16 protein-coding genes and 2 pseudogenes are annotated in these 19,149 nt (G+C 66.2%); 9 read left to right on the top strand and 9 right to left on the bottom strand.

The window, feature by feature from the left end; translation table 11 throughout:
• Positions 1–6: 6 nt before the first annotated feature.
• Both OG874_RS07790 and OG874_RS07785 read right to left on the bottom strand, forming a co-directional pair.
• A pseudogene (locus OG874_RS07790) lies at positions 7–348 on the bottom strand (LysE family translocator); the annotation flags it as partial.
• A 143-nt stretch (positions 349–491) separates the two neighbouring features.
• Entirely contained in the window at positions 492–1,208 is a 717-nt protein-coding gene (locus OG874_RS07785; RefSeq protein WP_330254437.1) for a class I SAM-dependent methyltransferase, read from the bottom strand.
• Between the two features lie 161 nt (positions 1,209–1,369).
• Between OG874_RS07785 and OG874_RS07780 the strand changes: the two genes are divergently transcribed.
• Complete coding sequence (locus tag OG874_RS07780; RefSeq protein ID WP_330254436.1) at positions 1,370–2,425, top strand: Gfo/Idh/MocA family protein; 1,056 nt, start codon at positions 1,370–1,372, stop codon at positions 2,423–2,425.
• Positions 2,426–2,481: 56 nt separating this feature from the next.
• Entirely contained in the window at positions 2,482–3,282 is an 801-nt protein-coding gene (locus OG874_RS07775; protein ID WP_330254435.1) for a M50 family metallopeptidase, read from the top strand.
• 56 nt (positions 3,283–3,338) lie between these two features.
• On the opposite strand, the pseudogene OG874_RS07770 reads toward OG874_RS07775, so the two are convergent.
• Positions 3,339–3,674 (bottom strand): annotated as a pseudogene (locus tag OG874_RS07770) (phosphatase PAP2 family protein); the annotation flags it as partial.
• Between the two features lie 321 nt (positions 3,675–3,995).
• On the opposite strand from OG874_RS07770, the gene OG874_RS07765 reads away from it, so the two are divergent.
• Positions 3,996–4,235: a hypothetical protein gene (locus OG874_RS07765; RefSeq protein WP_330254434.1), complete on the top strand. Its 240-nt coding sequence runs from the start codon at positions 3,996–3,998 to the stop codon at positions 4,233–4,235.
• Here the strand turns inward: OG874_RS07765 and OG874_RS07760 are convergent.
• The 4 genes from OG874_RS07760 to OG874_RS07745 form a co-directional block, all read right to left on the bottom strand.
• Positions 4,232–4,708, bottom strand: a complete 477-nt coding sequence (locus OG874_RS07760; RefSeq protein WP_330257216.1) for a gluconokinase — start codon at positions 4,706–4,708, stop codon at positions 4,232–4,234. The genes OG874_RS07765 and OG874_RS07760 overlap by 4 nt on opposite strands.
• A 126-nt stretch (positions 4,709–4,834) precedes the next feature.
• Complete coding sequence (gene rpoB / locus OG874_RS07755; protein WP_330254433.1) at positions 4,835–8,311, bottom strand: DNA-directed RNA polymerase subunit beta; 3,477 nt, start codon at positions 8,309–8,311, stop codon at positions 4,835–4,837.
• Between the two features lie 353 nt (positions 8,312–8,664).
• On the bottom strand, positions 8,665–10,719 hold the full coding sequence (locus OG874_RS07750; protein ID WP_330254432.1) for a CocE/NonD family hydrolase: 2,055 nt from the start codon (positions 10,717–10,719) through the stop codon (positions 8,665–8,667).
• A gap of 265 nt (positions 10,720–10,984) precedes the next feature.
• Positions 10,985–11,605: a TetR/AcrR family transcriptional regulator C-terminal domain-containing protein gene (locus OG874_RS07745; protein ID WP_330254431.1), complete on the bottom strand. Its 621-nt coding sequence runs from the start codon at positions 11,603–11,605 to the stop codon at positions 10,985–10,987.
• 5 nt (positions 11,606–11,610) lie between these two features.
• On the opposite strand from OG874_RS07745, the gene OG874_RS07740 reads away from it, so the two are divergent.
• Complete coding sequence (locus OG874_RS07740; RefSeq protein WP_330254430.1) at positions 11,611–12,219, top strand: aromatic-ring hydroxylase C-terminal domain-containing protein; 609 nt, start codon at positions 11,611–11,613, stop codon at positions 12,217–12,219.
• A gap of 3 nt (positions 12,220–12,222) precedes the next feature.
• Here OG874_RS07740 and OG874_RS07735 read toward each other — a convergent pair whose 3' ends face one another.
• Positions 12,223–12,774, bottom strand: a complete 552-nt coding sequence (locus OG874_RS07735) for an LppP/LprE family lipoprotein (RefSeq protein ID WP_330254429.1) — start codon at positions 12,772–12,774, stop codon at positions 12,223–12,225.
• A gap of 158 nt (positions 12,775–12,932) precedes the next feature.
• Between OG874_RS07735 and OG874_RS07730 the strand changes: the two genes are divergently transcribed.
• From OG874_RS07730 to OG874_RS07715, 4 genes are all read left to right on the top strand, one after another.
• Positions 12,933–13,823, top strand: coding sequence for a bile acid:sodium symporter family protein (locus OG874_RS07730; protein ID WP_330254428.1), 891 nt, complete (start codon positions 12,933–12,935; stop codon positions 13,821–13,823).
• A 165-nt stretch (positions 13,824–13,988) separates the two neighbouring features.
• Positions 13,989–15,734, top strand: coding sequence for a serine/threonine-protein kinase (locus OG874_RS07725; protein ID WP_330254427.1), 1,746 nt, complete (start codon positions 13,989–13,991; stop codon positions 15,732–15,734).
• 111 nt (positions 15,735–15,845) lie between these two features.
• On the top strand, positions 15,846–16,214 hold the full coding sequence (locus OG874_RS07720) for a DUF1304 domain-containing protein (RefSeq protein WP_330254426.1): 369 nt from the start codon (positions 15,846–15,848) through the stop codon (positions 16,212–16,214).
• 237 nt (positions 16,215–16,451) lie between these two features.
• Positions 16,452–17,540 (top strand): PQQ-dependent sugar dehydrogenase, encoded by a 1,089-nt coding sequence (locus OG874_RS07715; protein WP_442943307.1) that lies wholly within the window; start codon positions 16,452–16,454, stop codon positions 17,538–17,540.
• Between the two features lie 21 nt (positions 17,541–17,561).
• Here the strand turns inward: OG874_RS07715 and OG874_RS07710 are convergent, their stop codons facing one another.
• A complete protein-coding gene (locus OG874_RS07710) occupies positions 17,562–18,251 on the bottom strand; it encodes a hemerythrin domain-containing protein (RefSeq protein WP_330254425.1) in 690 nt (229 codons plus the stop codon).
• 176 nt (positions 18,252–18,427) lie between these two features.
• Here OG874_RS07710 and OG874_RS07705 point away from each other — a divergent pair, with 176 nt between their 5' ends.
• Complete coding sequence (locus OG874_RS07705; protein ID WP_330254424.1) at positions 18,428–19,084, top strand: TetR/AcrR family transcriptional regulator; 657 nt, start codon at positions 18,428–18,430, stop codon at positions 19,082–19,084.
• Positions 19,085–19,149 lie beyond the last annotated feature (65 nt).

The raw sequence follows: 19,149 nt of genomic DNA, 5'->3' as shown, positions 1-19,149 counted from the left end.
GAGCGGTCAGTTGGTGCCGCTCAGGGCGACGCTCGCGCCGACGCCGATGATCATCAAACCGCCGGTCGCGCCGACGGATTCGAGACGGTGGGGTGAGCGGACGAACCAGGCTCGTGCGGTGCCCGCGATCATGGCCCACGTTCCGTCCGAGAGGATCTGGATGCAAAGGGCGATTGCGCCGAGGGTCAGCAGTTGCAACGGCAGCGCGCCCGCCGACGGCTCGGCGAACTGGGGCAGTACGGCGGCGAAGAAGACGATCGTCTTAGGGTTCGTCGCGCCGACGACCACGCCTTGGCGGAACATACGGCGCGAATCGGCGTCCGGCGTCTCCCATTGCAGCGCCGCGACGGCGAAAGCGGCCACATGGGAGACAGGCACCATCTGACGAAGCCTACCGCTCCGATGCGGCCGGGCGCGTGCGCTCACCTTCGCCGTATTGCTCGCGGACCGAATGACTTTCGAATCCGATCGGTCCGCGTGCTCGGCCGCGATCAGACGCGCTGGGCCTGCAGCACCCAGATCGGCAGCAACAGCGCGCCCGTCGCAGCGGACTCGGGTTCGAATCCGCGCTCCGCCAAGATCTTTCGCACCGGCGGCGGTGGAGTGATCGTCACCATCCGGTCGATCCGCAGCGCGTTCAGCGACCATCCGGGTGCGGCGAAGCAAGTGCGCAGTTCGTCTTCGCCGATCGCGTATGGGGCGTAGGCCGCACTGTGGTCGGTATCGGCGAAACAGCACTGCAAGAGCCGGGCACCGGGACGCATCACGCGGTGCAATGCGGCGACGTGATCGCGGCGCTGCTCGGGCGCGAGGCAGTGGAACAGGGCGCTGCTGATGACGGTGTCGAAGCGATCGTCATATCCGTCGAGTCGGGTGGCGTCGGCGATGGAGAACGGTACGGCCGCACCGCGTGCCGCGGCGCGAGCGCGCGCCTCCTCGATGGCAGTGGGCGCGGCGTCCAATCCGGCCACCTGATAGCCCAGGCCCGCCAGATAGATGGCGTTATCTCCCGGCCCACACCCGATGTCGAGCACCTGCCCATTGACGCCGCCCGCCTGCTCGAACTCGACCAGCACCGGCTGGGGTCTGCCGATATCCCACGGCAATCGGCCCATATCGACGCCCTCGATGAGGGTCTTGTCCTGATAGGCCTGTTCGAAATCAATCTTCGCCGGATCGAACTGCGTTACTGCATCACTCTCGGTCATGGACTCGCCCCTTGCTTGGAAGGTGGAACTCCGGGGATCTCGACATAGGTAATCCTAACCGAAAACGGAGATCGATACTCCGTTTAGTTGTCGCGTCATCTCTCGCCGATCTGGGCGCCTGGCGTACGACCAGCGGTGCACGCGACGGTAGCGTCGGGCAGATGAGCAGCCTGCAGGTCGCCATTGTCGGATACGGCTTGGCCGGGTCGGTCTTCCACGCGCCGTTGATCGCCGCGCAGCCGCGGATGCGGGTGGCGACGGTGGTCACGGCATCGGCCGAGCGCGCCGAGCAGGCGCGGCGCGAACATCCCGGAGTACGGGTCGTCGCGAGCGCGGACGAGTTGTTCGCCGATATCGCGGCGATCGATCTGGTGGTGATCGCGACGCCGAATCGGACGCACGCACCCCTCGCCCGGCAGGCCTTGGACGCCGGACTGCCGGTGGTCGTCGACAAGCCGTTCACGGTGAATGCGGCCGAGGGCGAGGATCTGATCGCACGGGCCGAGCAAGCCGGGGTGGCGCTGTCGGTGTTCCAGAATCGGCGCTGGGACGGCGATTTCCGGACCGTACGGCAACTGATCTCGGACGGCCGACTCGGTGAGGTGCGGCGGTTCGAATCCCGGTTCGAGCGGTGGCGGCCGGTGCCCAAGGGTGGCTGGCGCGAGATCGGCTCCGTGGATGAGGGGGCCGGTCTGCTGTTCGACCTCGGCAGCCATTTGATCGACCAGGCGGTGACGCTGTTCGGTCCGGTGCACTCGGTCTACGGCGAATTGGATCGGCGACGGCCGGGAATCCAGACCGATGACGACGCCTTCGTCGCACTCACCCACACCTGCGGCGTGCGGTCGCACTTATGGATGAGCGCGGTGACACCACAGCTGGGGCCGCGGTTGCGGGTGCTCGGTTCCGAAGCCGGTTATGTCACTTATGGATTGGATCCGCAGGAGGATGCGCTGCGGGCCGGTCGCCGACCCGATGACGGTGACGGGCCTTGGGGCACAGTCGAATCCGAACGGTGGGGCCTGCTGGGCGCGGAACCCGAGATCGGCCCCTTCCCGACGCTCGCGGGCGACTATCCGGCGTTCTACTCCGCCATGGCCGCCGCGATTCTCGACGGCGCGCCCGTTCCCGTCGACCCGCGCGACGCCGTGACCACGCTGCGATTGCTCGACGCCGCGCGTCGATCGGCGGCCCTCGGCGAGATCGTCACTGTGTGAGCTCACTCGCTCGCGACGACCCAGCGAAGCTCGCCGCGGCCGGATAAGGTGCGGCGGTGCATACAGCGGAATTCGTCGAGCGCGGCGCGTCCATCGCGGACCGGCTCACCACAACCCAGGCAGCGCCGCCATGGTGGTTGGTCGTCGCGACCGGAGTAGCGGCGCTGATTCTGGTCGGATACAGCCCGCTGTGGCGGATCACCCGCAATGTGGTCACCATCGCGCACGAGGGCGGCCACGCGCTGTTCGCGCTGCTGACCGGTCGCCGGCTGAACAGCATCACGCTGCATTCGGACACCTCCGGCCTGACGGTATCGAGCGGTAAGCCCTACGGCCTCGGCATGATTCTGACCGCGATGGCCGGCTATCCATCGCCACCGCTGCTCGGTCTGGTCTTCGCCGCGCTGCTCGGCGCGAACCGGATCACCCTGATGCTCTGGACCGCGATCGTCCTGCTCGCCGCCGTCCTGATCAAGGTGCGCAATTTCTACGGGCTGCTGACGGTATTCGGCTTGGGCGCCATCGTCTTCGCGGTGTCCTGGTTCGGGACCGATACGGTGCAGGCGGGTTTCGCCTACCTGGGCGCGTGGTTCCTGCTGCTGGCGGGCACCCGGCCGGTCGTCGAGTTGCAGCGCGGGCGGGCCCGGCGCTCGAGAATGCCGCAGGGCGCGGACTCCGACGCCGATCAGCTGGCGCGACTCACCCATTTGCCCGCACTGCTGTGGGTGCTGGTATTCGGCGCGATCGCCGTCGCCGCGCTGGTCGGCGGGGCACTACTGCTGTCGGAGGCCGCGGGCGTCTGCATTCCCAATGTCTCCGAGGCCACCTGCACCACACCGGCTTTGGTCACCAAGTAGCGGTACGCCGCCAGACAGAGCGCCAGCCACAGCGCGCCGATACACCAGCCGCCGAGGATATCGGTCGGCCAGTGCACGCCGAGATACCACCGGGAAAGCCCGACGGCCACAACGAATACCGATGCCGTGGTCATGGCGGTCCGGCGCGCGGCCGGGCGCTGTAGTCGCGAAAGCACCACCACAGCAAGCACTCCGATCACCACGATCGACCCGAGACTGTGCCCGGACGGGAATGCCGGATTGGTCGCGGTGACGAGACGGTCTGCCTCGGGCGGTCGGGTGCGGCCGACCAGGTGCTTGCCGACCACCACGAGAATTCCGGACCCCGCGGTGGCGAACCCGGCCAGCCCCGCCTCCGGCCAACGCCCACTCCAGGCGAGTGTAAGGCACATCACGACGGCCAGTGCGGCCATCGGCAGGGTGCCGCCCACAGCACTGATCGCGATCGCGATCGGAGTTACAACCCCATCGCGACGCTGCACCACCCAGTCCGTGCCCGGCTGGTCGATCGCGGTGATGCCGCCCTCGCCCAGCACGCTCGCGGTGGTGCCGACCACCACCGCTACCAGGGCGACGACGCACCAGATCGGTACGGGACGCGGCGAGTCGCGATTCGTCATACCTACACGATTGCAGATTTTGTGCTGTGAGGTTGCTGAGTATCTGGGCGCGCATATACGTGACATCACGGTCCGATGTCGTAGGGTGTTGCCGTGAACCGATGGCCGGACCACTCCACTGCCGGGCCGGACGAGCACTCTCCAGTGGCGGAGTTGGCTCGTGGGCTGATCGACGCGGTATGCGACAACGTCGCGGGCTGGCTGCATCCGATCGCGGGCGCGGCGACCATACCTCTGCTGCTGATCGTCCCACTGCTGATCGTGGCCATCATCTGGTTGGCCACGCGCATCACCCGACCACGAACCCCGTCCGATCGAAATTCGATCCGCTAGCTCGGTCCCAGCACCGCCGTTGCTTCCCGAATCAACTCGGCGGGGTCGCGGGTCGCGTCCACGGCAACGCCGTGTTCATCGGAAGCCAGCGGTTCCAATGCCGCCAGCTGCGAATCGAGCAGCGTCGGCGGCATGAAATGGCCGCTCCGGGTGGCCATGCGGCGGGCCAGTTCGTCGTGCGGCACGGCCAGGTGCAGGAAGAACGCGCTCGGCGCAGCGGCCCGCAGCCGATCCCGATAGACCCGCTTGAGCGCCGAGCAGGTGACCACACCGCCGCGACCCTGGTGTTCACCGAGCCATCCGGCCACGATGTCCAGCCAGGGCGCGCGGTCCGCATCCGTCAACGGAATACCGGCCGCCATCTTCGCGACATTGGCCGCCGGATGGAAATCATCGCCCTCGGCATAGTCGACGTGCAGCGCCTCGGCGAGACGGCTGCCGACGGTGGACTTACCGCTGCCGGAAACACCCATCACGACAACAACCGGCGAAACAGACCGTTCGGTCACGCCACCTCCACTCACCAGCCACCACTACCGAGGACCAACCTATCCCCGGCCGTGACCCGAGTCCGCGCTGACTCACCTGGTGCGGCGATCTCAGATCGGTAGGTCGTCCACGGTGGCGGCTTCGTTGCGGGAGAGGTTGATGCCCAGGTTCGCGGCCGCCCGGTCGATGTCGTCGTCGGTATCGCGCATTTCGATCGTGGCGCCTTCGGCGGAGAGCACCTCGACGTTGAGGCACAGCGACTGGAGTTCCTTGAGGAGCACCTTGAAGGATTCCGGAATGCCCGGCTCCGGAATGTTCTCGCCCTTGACGATCGCCTCGTAGACCTTCACGCGTCCCGCGATGTCGTCGGATTTGATGGTGAGCAGCTCCTGCAGCGTGTACGCCGCACCGTAGGCCTGCATGGCCCAGCACTCCATCTCACCGAAGCGCTGACCACCGAACTGCGCCTTACCACCGAGCGGCTGCTGGGTGATCATCGAGTACGGGCCGGTCGAACGGGCGTGGATCTTGTCGTCGACCAGGTGGTGCAGCTTCAGGATGTACATGTAGCCGACCGCAACCGGGTATGGGAAGGGCTCACCGGAACGGCCGTCGAACAGCGTCGACTTGCCGTCCGCACCGACCATCACCTCGCCGTCGCGGTTCGGCAGGGTGCATCCGAGCAGACCGGCGAGTTCTTCCTCGCGCGCGCCGTCGAAGACCGGGGTGGCGAGATTGCTGTTCGCAGGCACGGCTTGCATTTGCGCGGGCAGTGCCCGCGCCCAATCCGGTGTGCCCTGAATCTCCCAGCCCGCCTTGCCGATCCACCCGAGGTGGGTCTCCAAGATCTGGCCGATGTTCATACGACGCGGCACACCATGGGTGTTCAGGATGATGTCCACCGGAGTGCCATCGGGCATGAACGGCATGTCCTCGGTCGCGAGGATCTTGCCGATAACACCCTTGTTGCCGTGGCGACCGGCGAGCTTGTCGCCGTCCTGGATCTTGCGCTTCTGCGCCACGTACACGCGCACCAGCTCATTCACACCCGGAGGCAGATCGTCGTCGTCCTCACGCGAGAACACCCGAATACCGATCACCTTGCCGGACTGACCATGTGGCACCTTCAGCGAGGTGTCGCGGACTTCGCGCGCCTTCTCACCGAAGATCGCGCGCAGCAACCGCTCCTCCGGGGTCAGCTCGGTCTCCCCCTTGGGCGTGACCTTGCCGACCAGGATGTCGCCATGGCGCACCTCGGCGCCGATACGCACGATGCCGCGCTCATCGAGATCGGCCAGGACCTCGTCGGAGACATTGGGAATGTCGCGGGTTATCTCCTCGGCACCGAGTTTGGTGTCGCGGGCGTCGATTTCGTGCTCCTCGATGTGGATCGAGGTCAGGACGTCCTCTTCCACGAGGCGCTGCGACAGGATGATCGCGTCCTCGTAGTTGTGGCCCTCCCACGGCATGATCGCGACGAGCAGGTTCTTGCCCAGCGCCATCTCACCGTTCTCGGTGCACGGACCATCGGCGAGAACCTGCCCGGCCGCCACGGTTTGCCCCTCGTCCACGATCGGGCGCTGGTTGACGCAGTTGCCCTGGTTCGAGCGGGCGAATTTACGGAGTCGGTAGCTCTTGCGGGTGCCGTCGTCGGCCATCACGGTGATGTAGTCGGCCGAGACCTCCTCGACCACACCGCCTTTCGCACTGACGACGACATCACCCGAGTCGACCGCGGCGCGCAGCTCCATACCGGTGCCCACGATCGGGGCCTCGGAACGGATCAGCGGCACGGCCTGGCGCTGCATGTTCGCACCCATCAGGGCGCGGTTGGCGTCGTCGTGTTCGAGGAACGGGATCATCGCGGTCGCGACCGAAACCATCTGCCGCGGGGAGACATCCATGTAGTCGACCTCGGCGGGCGAGACGGACTCGACCTCTTCGCCGAATCGTCGTACGAGGATCTTGTCCTCCAGGAGCTGTCCGTCCACCCCGACCAGCGAGTTGGCCTGCGCGCGGACGAACCGCTCCTCTTCATCCGCGGTGAGGTAGTCCACATCGTCGGTAACCTTGCCGCCGACGACCTTTCGGTACGGCGTCTCGATGAAGCCGAACGGATTGACTCGCGCGTACACCGAGAGATAGCCGATCAGGCCGATATTCGGGCCTTCCGGAGTCTCGATCGGGCACATGCGGCCGTAGTGGCTGTGGTGCACGTCGCGCACCTCGAGGCTGGCCCGCTCACGGGACAGACCACCCGGGCCCAGCGCCGAGAGACGACGCTTGTTGGTCAGACCCGAGAGCGGGTTGTTCTGGTCCATGAACACCGACTGCTGCGAGGTTCCGAAGAACTCCTTGATCGCGGCGGTGACCGGGCGGATATTGATCAGGGTCTGCGGCGTGATCGCCTCGACGTCCTGAGTGGTCATCCGCTCGCGGACCACGCGCTCCATGCGAGACAGGCCGATCCGGATCTGGTTCTGGATCAGCTCGCCGACGACACGCAGGCGACGGTTGCCGAAGTGGTCGATGTCATCGACGTCGACCGGAACTTCGACACCGCCGGGCACCGTCATGGTCTTGTCGCGCGCGTGCAGGCGGAGGAGGTACTCGAGGGTGGCGATCAGATCCTCTTCGGTCAACACTGTTGCCGACGTGGTACCGATGCCGAGCTTTTTGTTCATCTTGTAGCGACCGACACGCGCCAGGTCGTAGCGCTTCTCCTTGAAGAACAGGTTCTCCAACAGTGCCTGCGCGGACTCCTTGGTCGGCGGCTCACCCGGACGCAGCTTGCGATGGATGTCGAGCAGTGCGTCGTCAGTGCCGACGGTGTTGTCCTTCTCCAGCGTCGACATCATGACTTCGGAGAACCCGAAACGTTCTGTGATCTGCTCGGCGCTCCAGCCGAGCGCCTTCAGGAAGACCGTCACGGGCTGGCGTCGCTTGCGGTCGATACGCACACCGACGGTGTCGCGCTTGTCGATATCGAACTCCAGCCAAGCCCCGCGCGACGGAATGACCCGCACACTGTGCAGATTCTTCTCCGTGGCCTTGTCGACGCTGTGACCGAAGTACACACCCGGCGAACGCACCAGCTGCGAAACAACGACGCGCTCGGTGCCATTGATGATGAATGTGCCCTTATCGGTCATCATCGGGAAATCACCCATGAAGACCGTCTGGCTCTTGATCTCACCGGTGTTGTTGTTGATGAACTCAGCGGTGACGAACAACGGCGCCGCGTAGGTCATATCTTTGTCTTTGCACTCGTCGATGGAGGCCTTGACCTCCTCGAAACGAGGATCCGAGAAAGACAGCGACATCGAGCCCGAGAAATCCTCGATCGGCGACAGCTCCTCGAGCACCTCCTCCAGGCCACCGCTCGAGTTGTCCTGGCCGCGCGCGGCGGCGCGGGTCCGCCATTCCGGCGCGCCGATCAACCATTCGAACGAATCGGTTTGCACATCGAGCAAACCCGGCACTTCCAGCGGTTCCCGAATCTTGGCGAACGAAATCCGCTTCGGCGCGCCGGGTACACCGGCGACTACCTGGTTTTTGTTGGCGACCGTCTGGCTCGAGACCGACAAGGTGCGTCCTTCCCCTCACGCGGATCGCGGCATCGCGCGATCATCGCTTGTCTACTGACGAATTTCGCCCTGGATACCCACTCGAGCGAAACTCGCGTACGCACGAAGAAACATCACGTCATCGATGATGTTTGCCAACGATCGGTTCGCGAGGTGGACGGGAGGCAGCCAGCGCAACGTCCGAAATTACACGCATACTCGCTGAATGTCGAGTGCAGAAAGGCAAATCTTTCGCCCACGCCAAAACCCCGCCAAATTGCTTCCCGTAAATAGAATAACTCCCGGAGCCCGCCCGCGTCAAGACTTTCGGCAACAATTCGACCGACCGGATCTTTCGGGCCGTGGATCGAGGGTCAGTCGATGGGCCGGTTGGTGGGCAGGTTGACGAAGCTCGGGACGGTCGGATCGAGCAGCAGATACTGCGGTTTGAGTTCGGTGTTGTTGAGCATGGGCCGGAAAGCCAATGCCTTCGGCGCGTTTCCGGCGAAGACGTCCACGCGGAGCCGATGGCCGGGCTGCAGCACGGCCTGCGTCGGGATGACCGCGACATCGAGGGCGACGGGCTTGCCCGGCACAACGGGCAGCAGGGTGTCCAGGGTGATCGGGTTGTACGGGGCGGTGTAATCACCATTCGCCGAGCGGGCGCTCTTCGAATCGACAACGGCGCGCATCGATGCGGTGAGCTGGCCGGCGCTGAGTACGGTCGAGGTGTTGTCGGGCGCGACATCGTTCACGGTGACGCTCCAGTATCCGTCCGTCGCATCGTGCACGGTATTGAGGTGCACATTGATCGGGCCGGAGATCACCGTCTGTTTGGCGACCTTCGCGCTGGTGAAGGTCAAGGCGTTGGATTCGGCGATGCGGGAGTCCTTGGCGCACATATCCAGTGGCGCGGCCAGTCCGGCGGAGCCTTGGGCGGCGTCGCGCGAGCACACGGTCGTCAGTCCGGGCGCTATCTCGAGCGAATTACGCTCTTGCGGCCGCTTCGTCGTCAGCGATCCGTCGCGCAAGGCGTGCTCGGCGGTGCCGCTGGTCGCGGATGACAGGTAGATACGGCGATGCGTCACACCGGGTTCCGGGAACGTCCGCATCGTCTTCCAGGCCGCACCCTGCTCCCACAGGGTGACCGGACCGAAGTCGCCGATTCCGTTGTCGATGCCCTTGAGCCACTTGTCGAACCACACCCGCTGCAACACCTCCAGCCGCGGTGGCGCTCCGGCCGCGCCGGTGCCCGCACCCGGATTCGCATGGTAGGTATCGCCGATCACCAACTGCTTCTTCGCCGCGGGCAACGGGATCGCGTTGTAGATCTTGGCCGCGCTGTTGGCGAAAATATCGTGCCAGCCGCCATAGACGAAGGTGGGCACCGTGATTCGCTCCGGATGCCCCAGAATCCCCTGTCGGAAATCGCTCTTGCCGTCGAGCGCCTCGGCCAATGCCGGCGGAACATCGTCCAGTGACGGCGTGAGCAGCGCCTGGGTCAGCAGATCGGTATTCGTTGCCGGATCGGCCATCCGCGCCTCGAACCACTTCCAGTCGAAGGTGCCGTTGAGCATCGATTGCACGTCCGGAATCAGCTTCGTCTGGTTCACATTGCTGAGCCACAGCGGCAGGAAGGTGGTGCCGACGCCACCGCCCGGCGCGACCACATCACGCATCAGATCGCTGCCGGCCTCGACGGGGAAGATGGCCTTCAGTGGGGCAGGGGCATCTTCGGCGACGCGCAGCTGGTTGATACCCGCATAAGAACCGCCGCTCATCCCGACGGTGCCGTTGGACCACGGTTGGGCCGCGGCCCATTTGATCACCTCGCGGGTATCCAACTGCTCGCGCTGGCCGAGGGTGTTCCAGGCGCCCTGGGAGAAGCCGGTGCCGCGGACATCGGCGACCACCAGCGTGTATCCGCTGCGGATCAGATTGCGGTCGATGCCGAGGACGGTCTGGATGGTGCCGCCGTCGAGTGCGTGCAGCAGGTCGCCGAATCCACTGATCGGCGTACGAGACAGATTCATCCGCCGGACCAGATCCATGGTGAACTGCTGTAGCCCGGGCACGGCCAGCGCCGAATCGACCAGATTGGTGAGGAGTTTCGTATAGGGCGTGAGGTTCACGATCGTCGGCAACGGCTTGTCCACCACTGCCTTCGCCGAGTCGACGGGCCGATACACATTGGCCTTGAGCACGACGCCATCACTCATCTGAATCGGGACGTCCGAGTCGATATGGACATCGTCGTACTGCTGCGGACCGTCGTACAAGGCGGTCCACTGCTCGCCGCGACCGCCATCGCCCGTTTGCTCAGCAGTCGCTGGCCCAGCGCCGATCGACACCGATGTCACCACCACGGCGGTGGCGATCGCCAACCGAACCGCACGGATGAGCACTGATGTCGCTTCATGCCCCGACAACTATTGACCCCTTCTCGACTGGTACACGGCATGCAGACAAGGTCGCTCCGAGTGACGCGCCCAGACCATAGCAATCCGTTGGCGAATATTTGGCTAGGTACCGTCCGCTCGGTTCGTCGCAGTTGCCCGCGAACCCGTCGGCACATAAAAGACCGATCGGTTTGCCAAGTGAAGCCAGGGTTTCGGCGTTATCAAACCCGCACCTTCGAGGATTCCGACAACATCCTGGTGCGCTACGTACCGCTCGACACCGAGGACTGACCCACTATTTCGGCAGGCCGAGGCGATCGGCGATCCCGTCGAGCAGACACGCCAGTGTCCACTCGACAGGGTCGGTCCCGCCGGTGGTGGTGCGCGCGGCGACCCAGCGCGCGAACGCGGGGTAGCGGCCGTCGGCGAGGAGCGGTTCCAGCAGCGGTCCCGCGGCGGCGGCCAATTCGTCCTCGGTACGCAGGCCGGAGCGGGTCCGCATGCGGTTCTCCTCGGCGAGTTGTAGTGCGGCGCCGATGAGATGGCCGTCGACGGCGGCGGTGATCAGGGTCATCTCGTCGGCGGCGATGCCGAGGGGCTCCAGCAGTGCGAAGCGGAAGTCGAAGTAGCGCAGTGCATTCGGACCCAACGGTGGACGGGTGTGGACGAGTTCGCCGAACCAGAGGTGGCGCTGGATCACCGTCCAGGTGGCCAGGGCGAGTTCTTCGAGTGCGGTGCGCCAATGCCCCGAAGGCGTTGCGGGCAGTGCGATCTCGCTGTAGACGGCATCGATCAGCAGATCGACCAGACCGTCCTTGCTGCCGACATAGCGGTACAGCGACATCGGCGTCGACGCGCCGACCGCCGTGGCGATCCGGCGCATGGTCAGCGCCCGGGCGCCCTCGCCGTCGGCCACCGTCAGTGCCGCGCGCAGGATGCTCGCCCGGCTCAGCGTCGTGGTCGGACGCCCCGGCGGTTCCGGCAGCGACCAGATCAGCCGATCCCGCGCTGCTGGACACCTACCACGCGGAACGCCACCCGGTCGGCTGGCATATCGCCGACCAGTCGAGCATCCGAACCACCGACCTGCGCACCATGAATCGCGAATCCACCGATGCCACCCCACTGGCCGACCCGATCGCCATGATCCTCGGCAACCGCTACCGCGCGGGCGCGCTCATCGACGACGGCAGCCCGAGCACGATGGATCACCTCGACCTCACCGGCCAACCCGGCACCCGGCTGCCCCACCGCAGGCTGGCCGACGGGCGCTCCACCCTCGACCTCATCGGCACCGCCTGGGCGCTATTGGCCGGCCCCGCCGGAACCGGGTGGAAAGCCGCCGCGCGGCCGCCGCTCGAAGTCCATGAGCTGGACCACGATTGGACCGATACCGTCGGCCTCTCCCCCACCGGCGCGCTGCTCGTGCGCCCCGATCAGATCATCGCCTGGCGCAGGCCGACGCTGCCCAGCGATCCCGCGGCTGAGCTGAGAGCGACCATGGACCGGATCTTCGGTCGCGCGCGATAAGCCTTACTTCGGGGGCGTCCCGATCATCTGGACTTGCTTTCCATCCCAATGGAACTGGACCGGCGTGCTGGTGCCGTCGGAACAGGCGTTGCAGCTGCCGGGCGTTTTGTAGCTCACGCCGACCGTGTCGTCGGTCGTCCGTCCCGGGTCCAGCGAGGTGAATCCGTGACTCTCCCGCGTCGCCGTGCCGACGAACTCGCCCTTGTGGAACAGCAGCACTTGGTTCGGTGAGCTACCCGTCGCACCTTGCACCGTGATGATCACCGCCGACAGGGTGACGCACGGATCGAAGGTGCCCTCGAAACCGGCCGGTTCGCTCGACCACGGCACCTTGGTGATCGGCTCCGCGGGCAGGGTCGCGATCGCGGAACGGATCACCGGCGCGGCCAGGTCGACACCGCATTTCGCGGTCGGCACGGCACTCGACGTGGTGACGGCCGGGGTCGTGCCGGGAACGGCCGGAGCCGCGCCGCTGTCGTCGCCCGATCCGCACGCGGCGCTCAGGCAGGCGAGCCCGGTACCGAGGGTGAGCAATACGAGCCGATAGGTCTGCATCCAGGGAAAACCCTTCAGGTCAAGACGAGTATCTCGATCGCGCTGCGCGCACCATCATCGCATCGTCGGATCCCGGTTGCCGCCACGGCCGGGCTCGCCTCGCGGCCGGTGAGTCGATAACGTCGACACCCGACCGAGTCGGTGCTGAGGAGATCTGAATGGGTTCAACGATTTTCGCCGTATTCCTACCGCTGGCCCTGGCGCTGGTGATGTTCGGACTCGGGCTGACCCTGACCGTCGACGACTTCGCCCGGGTGCTCCGATATCCCAAAGCGGCAGTGGTGGCACTGGTCTGCCAGATGGTGGTGCTGCCCGCGATCTGCCTGGGTCTGGTCTATCTGTTTCGGCTCGAGGGCGCACTGGCCGTCGGGGTGATGCTGCTGGTCGCCTCGCCCGGTGGACCATCGGCGAATCTGTTCAGCCATATCGCCGGCGGCAATGTGGCCCTGAATATCACGCTGACCGCGATCAACTCGATCCTCGCTGTCTTCACCCTGCCGCTGGTGGTCACGCTGGCGTTCACACTGTTCATGGACGACGACGCCACGATCGGGCTGCGGCCGGACAAGTTCATCCAGGTGTTCGCGATCGTGCTGGTCCCGGTCGCGCTCGGCATGTGGGTGCACCGGCGGTTCACCGCGTGGGCGCAGCGGATGCGCAAGAACGTGAAGATCGTCTCGGCGGTGGTGCTGCTGCTGGTCGTGCTGGCGGCGGTGGGGCGTGAGTTCGACACGCTGACCGAGAACATCGGCAAACTCGCCACCCTCAGCCTGCTGCTGTCGACGCTGAGCTTCGTCATCGGCTACACGGTGCCGCGACTGTTCCGGGTGCAGGCGGATCAGGCGATCGCCTCCGCGATGGAGATCGGCATCCACAACGGCGCGCTGGCCATCGCGGTCGCCTCCAGTGTCCTGCACAACTCGCAGATGGCGGTTCCGCCCGCGGTCTACGGTGTGCTGATGAATATCCCGGCCGCCATCGCCGCGTACCTGCTGGCACGCCGGATCCGGCAGGATGCCCCGACACCGGTTTCCGCCGCCGTCGACTAGCCGACCCTTTCGAGCGACCTGCAAGCAGTCGCTAGCGGTATGCCGCGAAACGTGGGGGCTACCGCGGTCCGATCACATGGTCGAGGCTCGGTGCATGCGGACATCGGGCACGGCCATGGGTAGCCTTTGCCTGTTCGCCGTCATGTGAGAGGACCCCTGTTCGCGATGCGACCGCTCGACCCAGACGATCCCGCACGGATCGGGGACTACCGGCTACTCGGCCTGCTCGGCGCGGGCGGCATGGGCCGGGTGTACCTCGGGCGCAGTGCGGGCGGGCGCACCGTCGCGGTGAAGGTGATCCGGCCGGATCTGATCGGCGGCGAGTTCCGGGAGCGGTTCCGGCGCGAGGTCGCCGCGGCGCGCCGGGTCGGCGGAAAGTTCACCGCGCAGGTGCTCGACGCCGATGTGGATTCGACGCCGCCGTGGCTGGCGACCGGATATGTGGCCGGATTCTCGCTGACGGACGCGGTCGAGCAATTCAGCACCTTCAGCGAGAACACGCTGCTGGTACTCGCGCACGGGCTGGCCGAGGCGTTGATCGCCGTACACGGCGCGGGGATCGTGCACCGCGATCTCAAACCGTCGAATGTGCTGCTCGCGGTGGACGGGCCCAAGGTGATCGACTTCGGTATCGCCAGGGCCGCCGAGGACAGCGCGCTGACGACCACCGGAAATGTCATCGGCTCACCGGGATTCATGTGTCCCGAACAGGTCGTCGGCCCGGCGATGGGGCCCGAGGGCGATGTGTTCGCACTCGGCGGCGTGCTCGTCTACGCGGCGACCGGGCAGGGGCCGTTCGGCTCCGGCGAGACGGTGCAGATGCTGTATCGGGTGGTCTACGAAGAACCTCGACTGAACGCGGTGCCGGAGCGGTTGCGTCCGTTGATCGCGGCGTGCCTGAACAAGGATGTCGCGGCGCGGCCGACGCCGCAGCAGGTGCTCGAACAGTTGGCCGAACTCGGTGTTCCGGAACGTGGCGGGTGGCTGCCCGCGCCGGTGCTGGAGGAGGTCAGCAGGCGGGCAGTGGCGTTACTCGATCTGGAGTCCGTCGAGATGCCGCAGGTCGGGTTCGGGCAACCCGCGCGGGATCCGTCGCGGTACGCGCCAACCGTGTCTCAGCCTGTGCCGCAACCGAATTCGGGACCATACCCACGGGCGGGGCAGACGCCGGGCCAGCACGGATCGCCCGATACGGTGGCTTGGCAATCCGGCAACCCTATGTCGCGAGCCAACCCGTCGGGTGTGTACGCGCCGTACCCACCGGCGCATGACCGGTCGGAGCCACGCCTCGCATACCCGGCTCAGCCTTCGGTCGACTACTACGGGCAGCAGGCACCGCCGCCGAAGGGCTCCCGCCGCACCGCGTTGATCATCGCCGCGGTGTTGGCTTGTGTTGTCGTCGCGGTGGTTGCGTTCGTCATCGGTACGCAGCTCAACGGCAAGTCCTCGGATTCCGCGTCGACTGCGGAGAGTTCGACGGCAGCCACCCCGGCCACCGATGAAACGGACACATCCACGTCGACTACCAGCGCCCCGACATCGGAAGCCGCCTCGGGCACGGAGGTGCCGCAGGCGTTCGTCGGCACCTGGACCGGAACCGCCAGGGACGCCCTCGCCACCTTCGATATCGAGTTGACCATTCTCGACGGAAAGATCGGCGCAGAGATCGCGACCTCGGCGAACACCGGCCAGGCCTCGCACAGCCGCTGTGAACGCGCCGAACGCCTGACCAATGTCTCCGACACCGAGATCACCTTCGTGGCAAGGCTTTCCGGTGGCGCTTCGGGCTGTATGGACGAAGGGTCGACCTCCACGGTCAAACTGCAACCGGACGGATCGGTGGCCTACAGCTTCACCGGCGGATTCAGTGGCGTGCTCGGAAATATCACCGGCACCCTGCACAAGAGTTAGTACCGTCGCGGGAATCTCCGGGCGCGCCTTCGGGCGCACCGTTCGCCGATCGACCATCCTGTGCACAACCGGCCGCGTCAACGGCCGTATCGGTATGAAAGGGATCAACTCATGCGCGTAGTAGCCGAGGTGCTCGTCGGACTGGTGGCGTTACTACACGTCTACATCCTGGTGATGGAGATGTTCCTGTGGACCACGCCGCGGGTGCGCGCGGCCTTCGGCAGCACCGTGGAGTTCGCCGAGCAGACCAAGGTTTTAGCCGCCAACCAGGGCCTCTACAACGGTTTCCTCGCGGCCGGTCTGATCTGGGGCGTGATCGCCTCGGACCCCATCGGCTTCGCCGCGATGATCTTCTTCACCGCGTGCGTGGTCGTCGCCGGAATCTACGGCGCCGTGACGGCCAACCGCCGCATCCTGTTCGTGCAGGCCCTCCCCGGCGCGCTGGCCCTGGTGGCGGTCCTGCTGGCGGGCAGCAACTAGCGCTTACCGAGCCCGTCGACGCGCGCGAGCTCGGTCGATAGCGCCCGCCAACGACAGCTTCGCGATGGCGCTCGCCAGTGCGAGGTCACGGGCTTGCCGTCCAGGATCCCGGCGTCCCTCCCGCGACGAGCCGCACACCGATCTTGACAGTAGTCCCTGGGCGGGCGTCAATGGATGATGCGCCTGTACAGCAACGTCAGCGGCGGAACCGCCGCGAGATCAGGGGAACGTTCGGCTGTGCGGCTTCGGACCGCAGTCGCCGCCTTGCTCGTCATCGGCGCGGTCTCGGGTTGTGGCGGTTCCGGCTCGGAGTCGGAGCGGGCGACCGCGGTCGTCACCAGTACCGCGCCGAGTACGCTGTCGGGGGTGCCCGATCTGGCGGCGGGGCAGGAGATCGTTCGCGATGTCGAGGTGCCGTGGGGGTTGGCCTTCCTGCCGGATGGTGGCGCGCTGGTCGCGGAGCGGGATACCGGGCGGATTCTGCGGGTGCTGCCCGGTCGCGCGCCCGAGCGGGTGTACGAGGTTCCGGGTGTCGTCGCGCGGGGTGAGGGTGGTCTGCTCGGGCTGGCCGTAGCACCGGACTTTGCCGAATCGCGGTATGTGTACGCGTATTTCACTGCGGCGGAAGATAATCGGATCGTGCGGTTCCGGCTCGATGGTCCGCCGGAGGTCATCCTCGACGGAATCGCGAAGGCCGGCAATCACAATGGTGGCCGGATCGCCTTCGGCCCGGACGGGATGCTGTATGCCGGGACCGGTGATGCGGCGCAGGGCAACAGATCTCAGGATCCGGCGAGCCTCAATGGCAAGATCCTGCGCCTGACACCCGATGGCGCCGCGGCTGCGGGCAACCCCACCCCGGGCTCGCCCGTGTACAGCATGGGCCACCGCAATGTGCAGGGTCTCGCCTGGGACCGCGCGGGGCGACTGTTCGCCGCGGAGTTCGGCCAGAACACCTTCGACGAGATCAATCTGATCGAGCCGGGCCGCAATTACGGCTGGCCGCTCGTCGAGGGTATGGGCGGCACCGACCGGGGATTCACTGATCCCCAAGTCATTTGGCGGCCGTCGGAGGCGTCGCCGTCGGGTATCGCCATCTCCGGCGACACCCTCTATGTCGCGGCGTTGCGTGGCGAACGACTGTGGACGGTTCCGCTGCGCGACGGTGTGCTGGGGACGCCGCGGTCCCAACTACCCGATCTCGGCCGTCTGCGCACGGTCGCGGTCGCGCGAGACGGCGCACTGTGGCTCACCACCTCCAACACCGACGGCCGCGGTGACGTCCGCGCCGGTGATGATCGGATCATCCGGTTCCCCGCGCGCTGAGTTACCGCGCGCGAGCGGATTTCACTTGGCGACCTTCCGCGACATGGTGAGGTCGCGCCGCAGCAGCGCGACCTCACGCGCATATCCGCGACGCCCGAGCAGCCGGTACAGCACGCGCACCGGCAGCGGGAGGTGACTCTGGAACGCCGACCAGTCCCCGGCGTCGGCATCCTCGGCGATGTAGCCCAGAAACACCAGGGCCCGCCCCTTCGGCATCGCCGCGATACCGCGCTTGCCGAGTTCGTCCCATTGCGACGGCGTCAGCGTCCGCGCCACCATGGGCAGCACCGAATCCTCCTCCAGGCGAAGATGTTCGGTCAGCAGCTCAGATAGCCGGAGCAGCCCCTCTACCAGCAGATCCGTCGTCTCCGCACCGCCCTGGTGTTCCCACTCGGACAGTTCGGCGTCGACCCGCCGCATGACGGCGTCGATCTCTTCGTGCTGGGTCTGCATGCGATCTATCAGCGCCGAATCCAGTTCCGCCGAACGCAATCTCGGCCAGATCAACTCGTCCTCGCCGAGGTGATGGTGGTGCAGCGCGGTGAGTATCTCGCGCCCATGCGCGCTCACCCGCACCACCTGCTCGGCATCGGTGGGCGAGGTGACCTCGACAATGTCTGCCAGCAAACGGATTTCGCGGGTGAACGCCCGGTGCACGAGCACCATGTCGTGGGTGTCGCAGCCCGGTATTTCCGTGGCCCGGCGGCTCATAACACTCGCTCCCGCGCCGGTGCCCGAGTGCCGACCCATGGCAGCGCAAATCCCCGATCCCCGTTGGTCATTTAGTTCCTCCCTGTACTAAATGCACTCCTGTGCAATAAGTGCAACCTAGTATAGTTTTGGCCGAGCACGTCCTGTCAAGATGACAATCGGAGGACCAGCAGCGAATGACCGAGCACCGAGCCCAGGTCAGCGATACCGCCAACGACGAGACCGGCCAACTGACGTCGGGCCGCGTTGCCCAACGCCGACGCACCCGCAAGGCCATCGTCGAGGCCTCCATGACCCTGCTCGAGCGCGGCATCGAACCATCGGTCAACGACATCGCCGCGGCGGCCGACGTCTCTCGGCGCACGGTCTACCTGCACTTCCCCACCCTCGATCAACTGATGCTCGATGCCACCATCGGCCTGCTGAGCGCGAATACCGATGCGGCGCTCGCCCATATCCATTCCGATGATCCGCGGGTACGCATCGCCGAGTTGGTGCGCGCGATGGGCGCGCAGATCACCGACCTACTACCGATGGGCCGACGGCTGGTCCGGCTGACCGTCGACCCCGCGCCGACCGCCGAGGACGCACCCCGCCGCGACTACCTCCGGGTGCGCTGGATCGAATGGGCCCTCGACCCGCTGCGCGGCCGAATCTCCCGACAGCACTTCGACGATCTCGTCTCGAGCGTCGCCCTCGCCGTCGGCTGGGGAGCCTTCATCGTGCTGATCGACGTACGCGGCCTCGAGCCCGATACGGCCGTCGAGGTATGCGCCCGCACCGCGAGCACTCTCGTCGATGCCGCCCTGCGCGCCCTCGACGAGCCGCGCTGAGTCCTGAGGCCCACCCCGTTCGGCTTGCAAAGATTTCGGACGCTGCACAGTACCTGGACGGATGG

The sequence above is a fragment of the Nocardia sp. NBC_00565 genome, from assembly GCF_036345915.1.
Taxonomy (GTDB): Bacteria; Actinomycetota; Actinomycetes; order Mycobacteriales; family Mycobacteriaceae; genus Nocardia.
The sequence above is the reverse complement of the archived record's forward strand: the minus strand, read 5'-3'. Positions and strand labels throughout refer to the sequence as shown.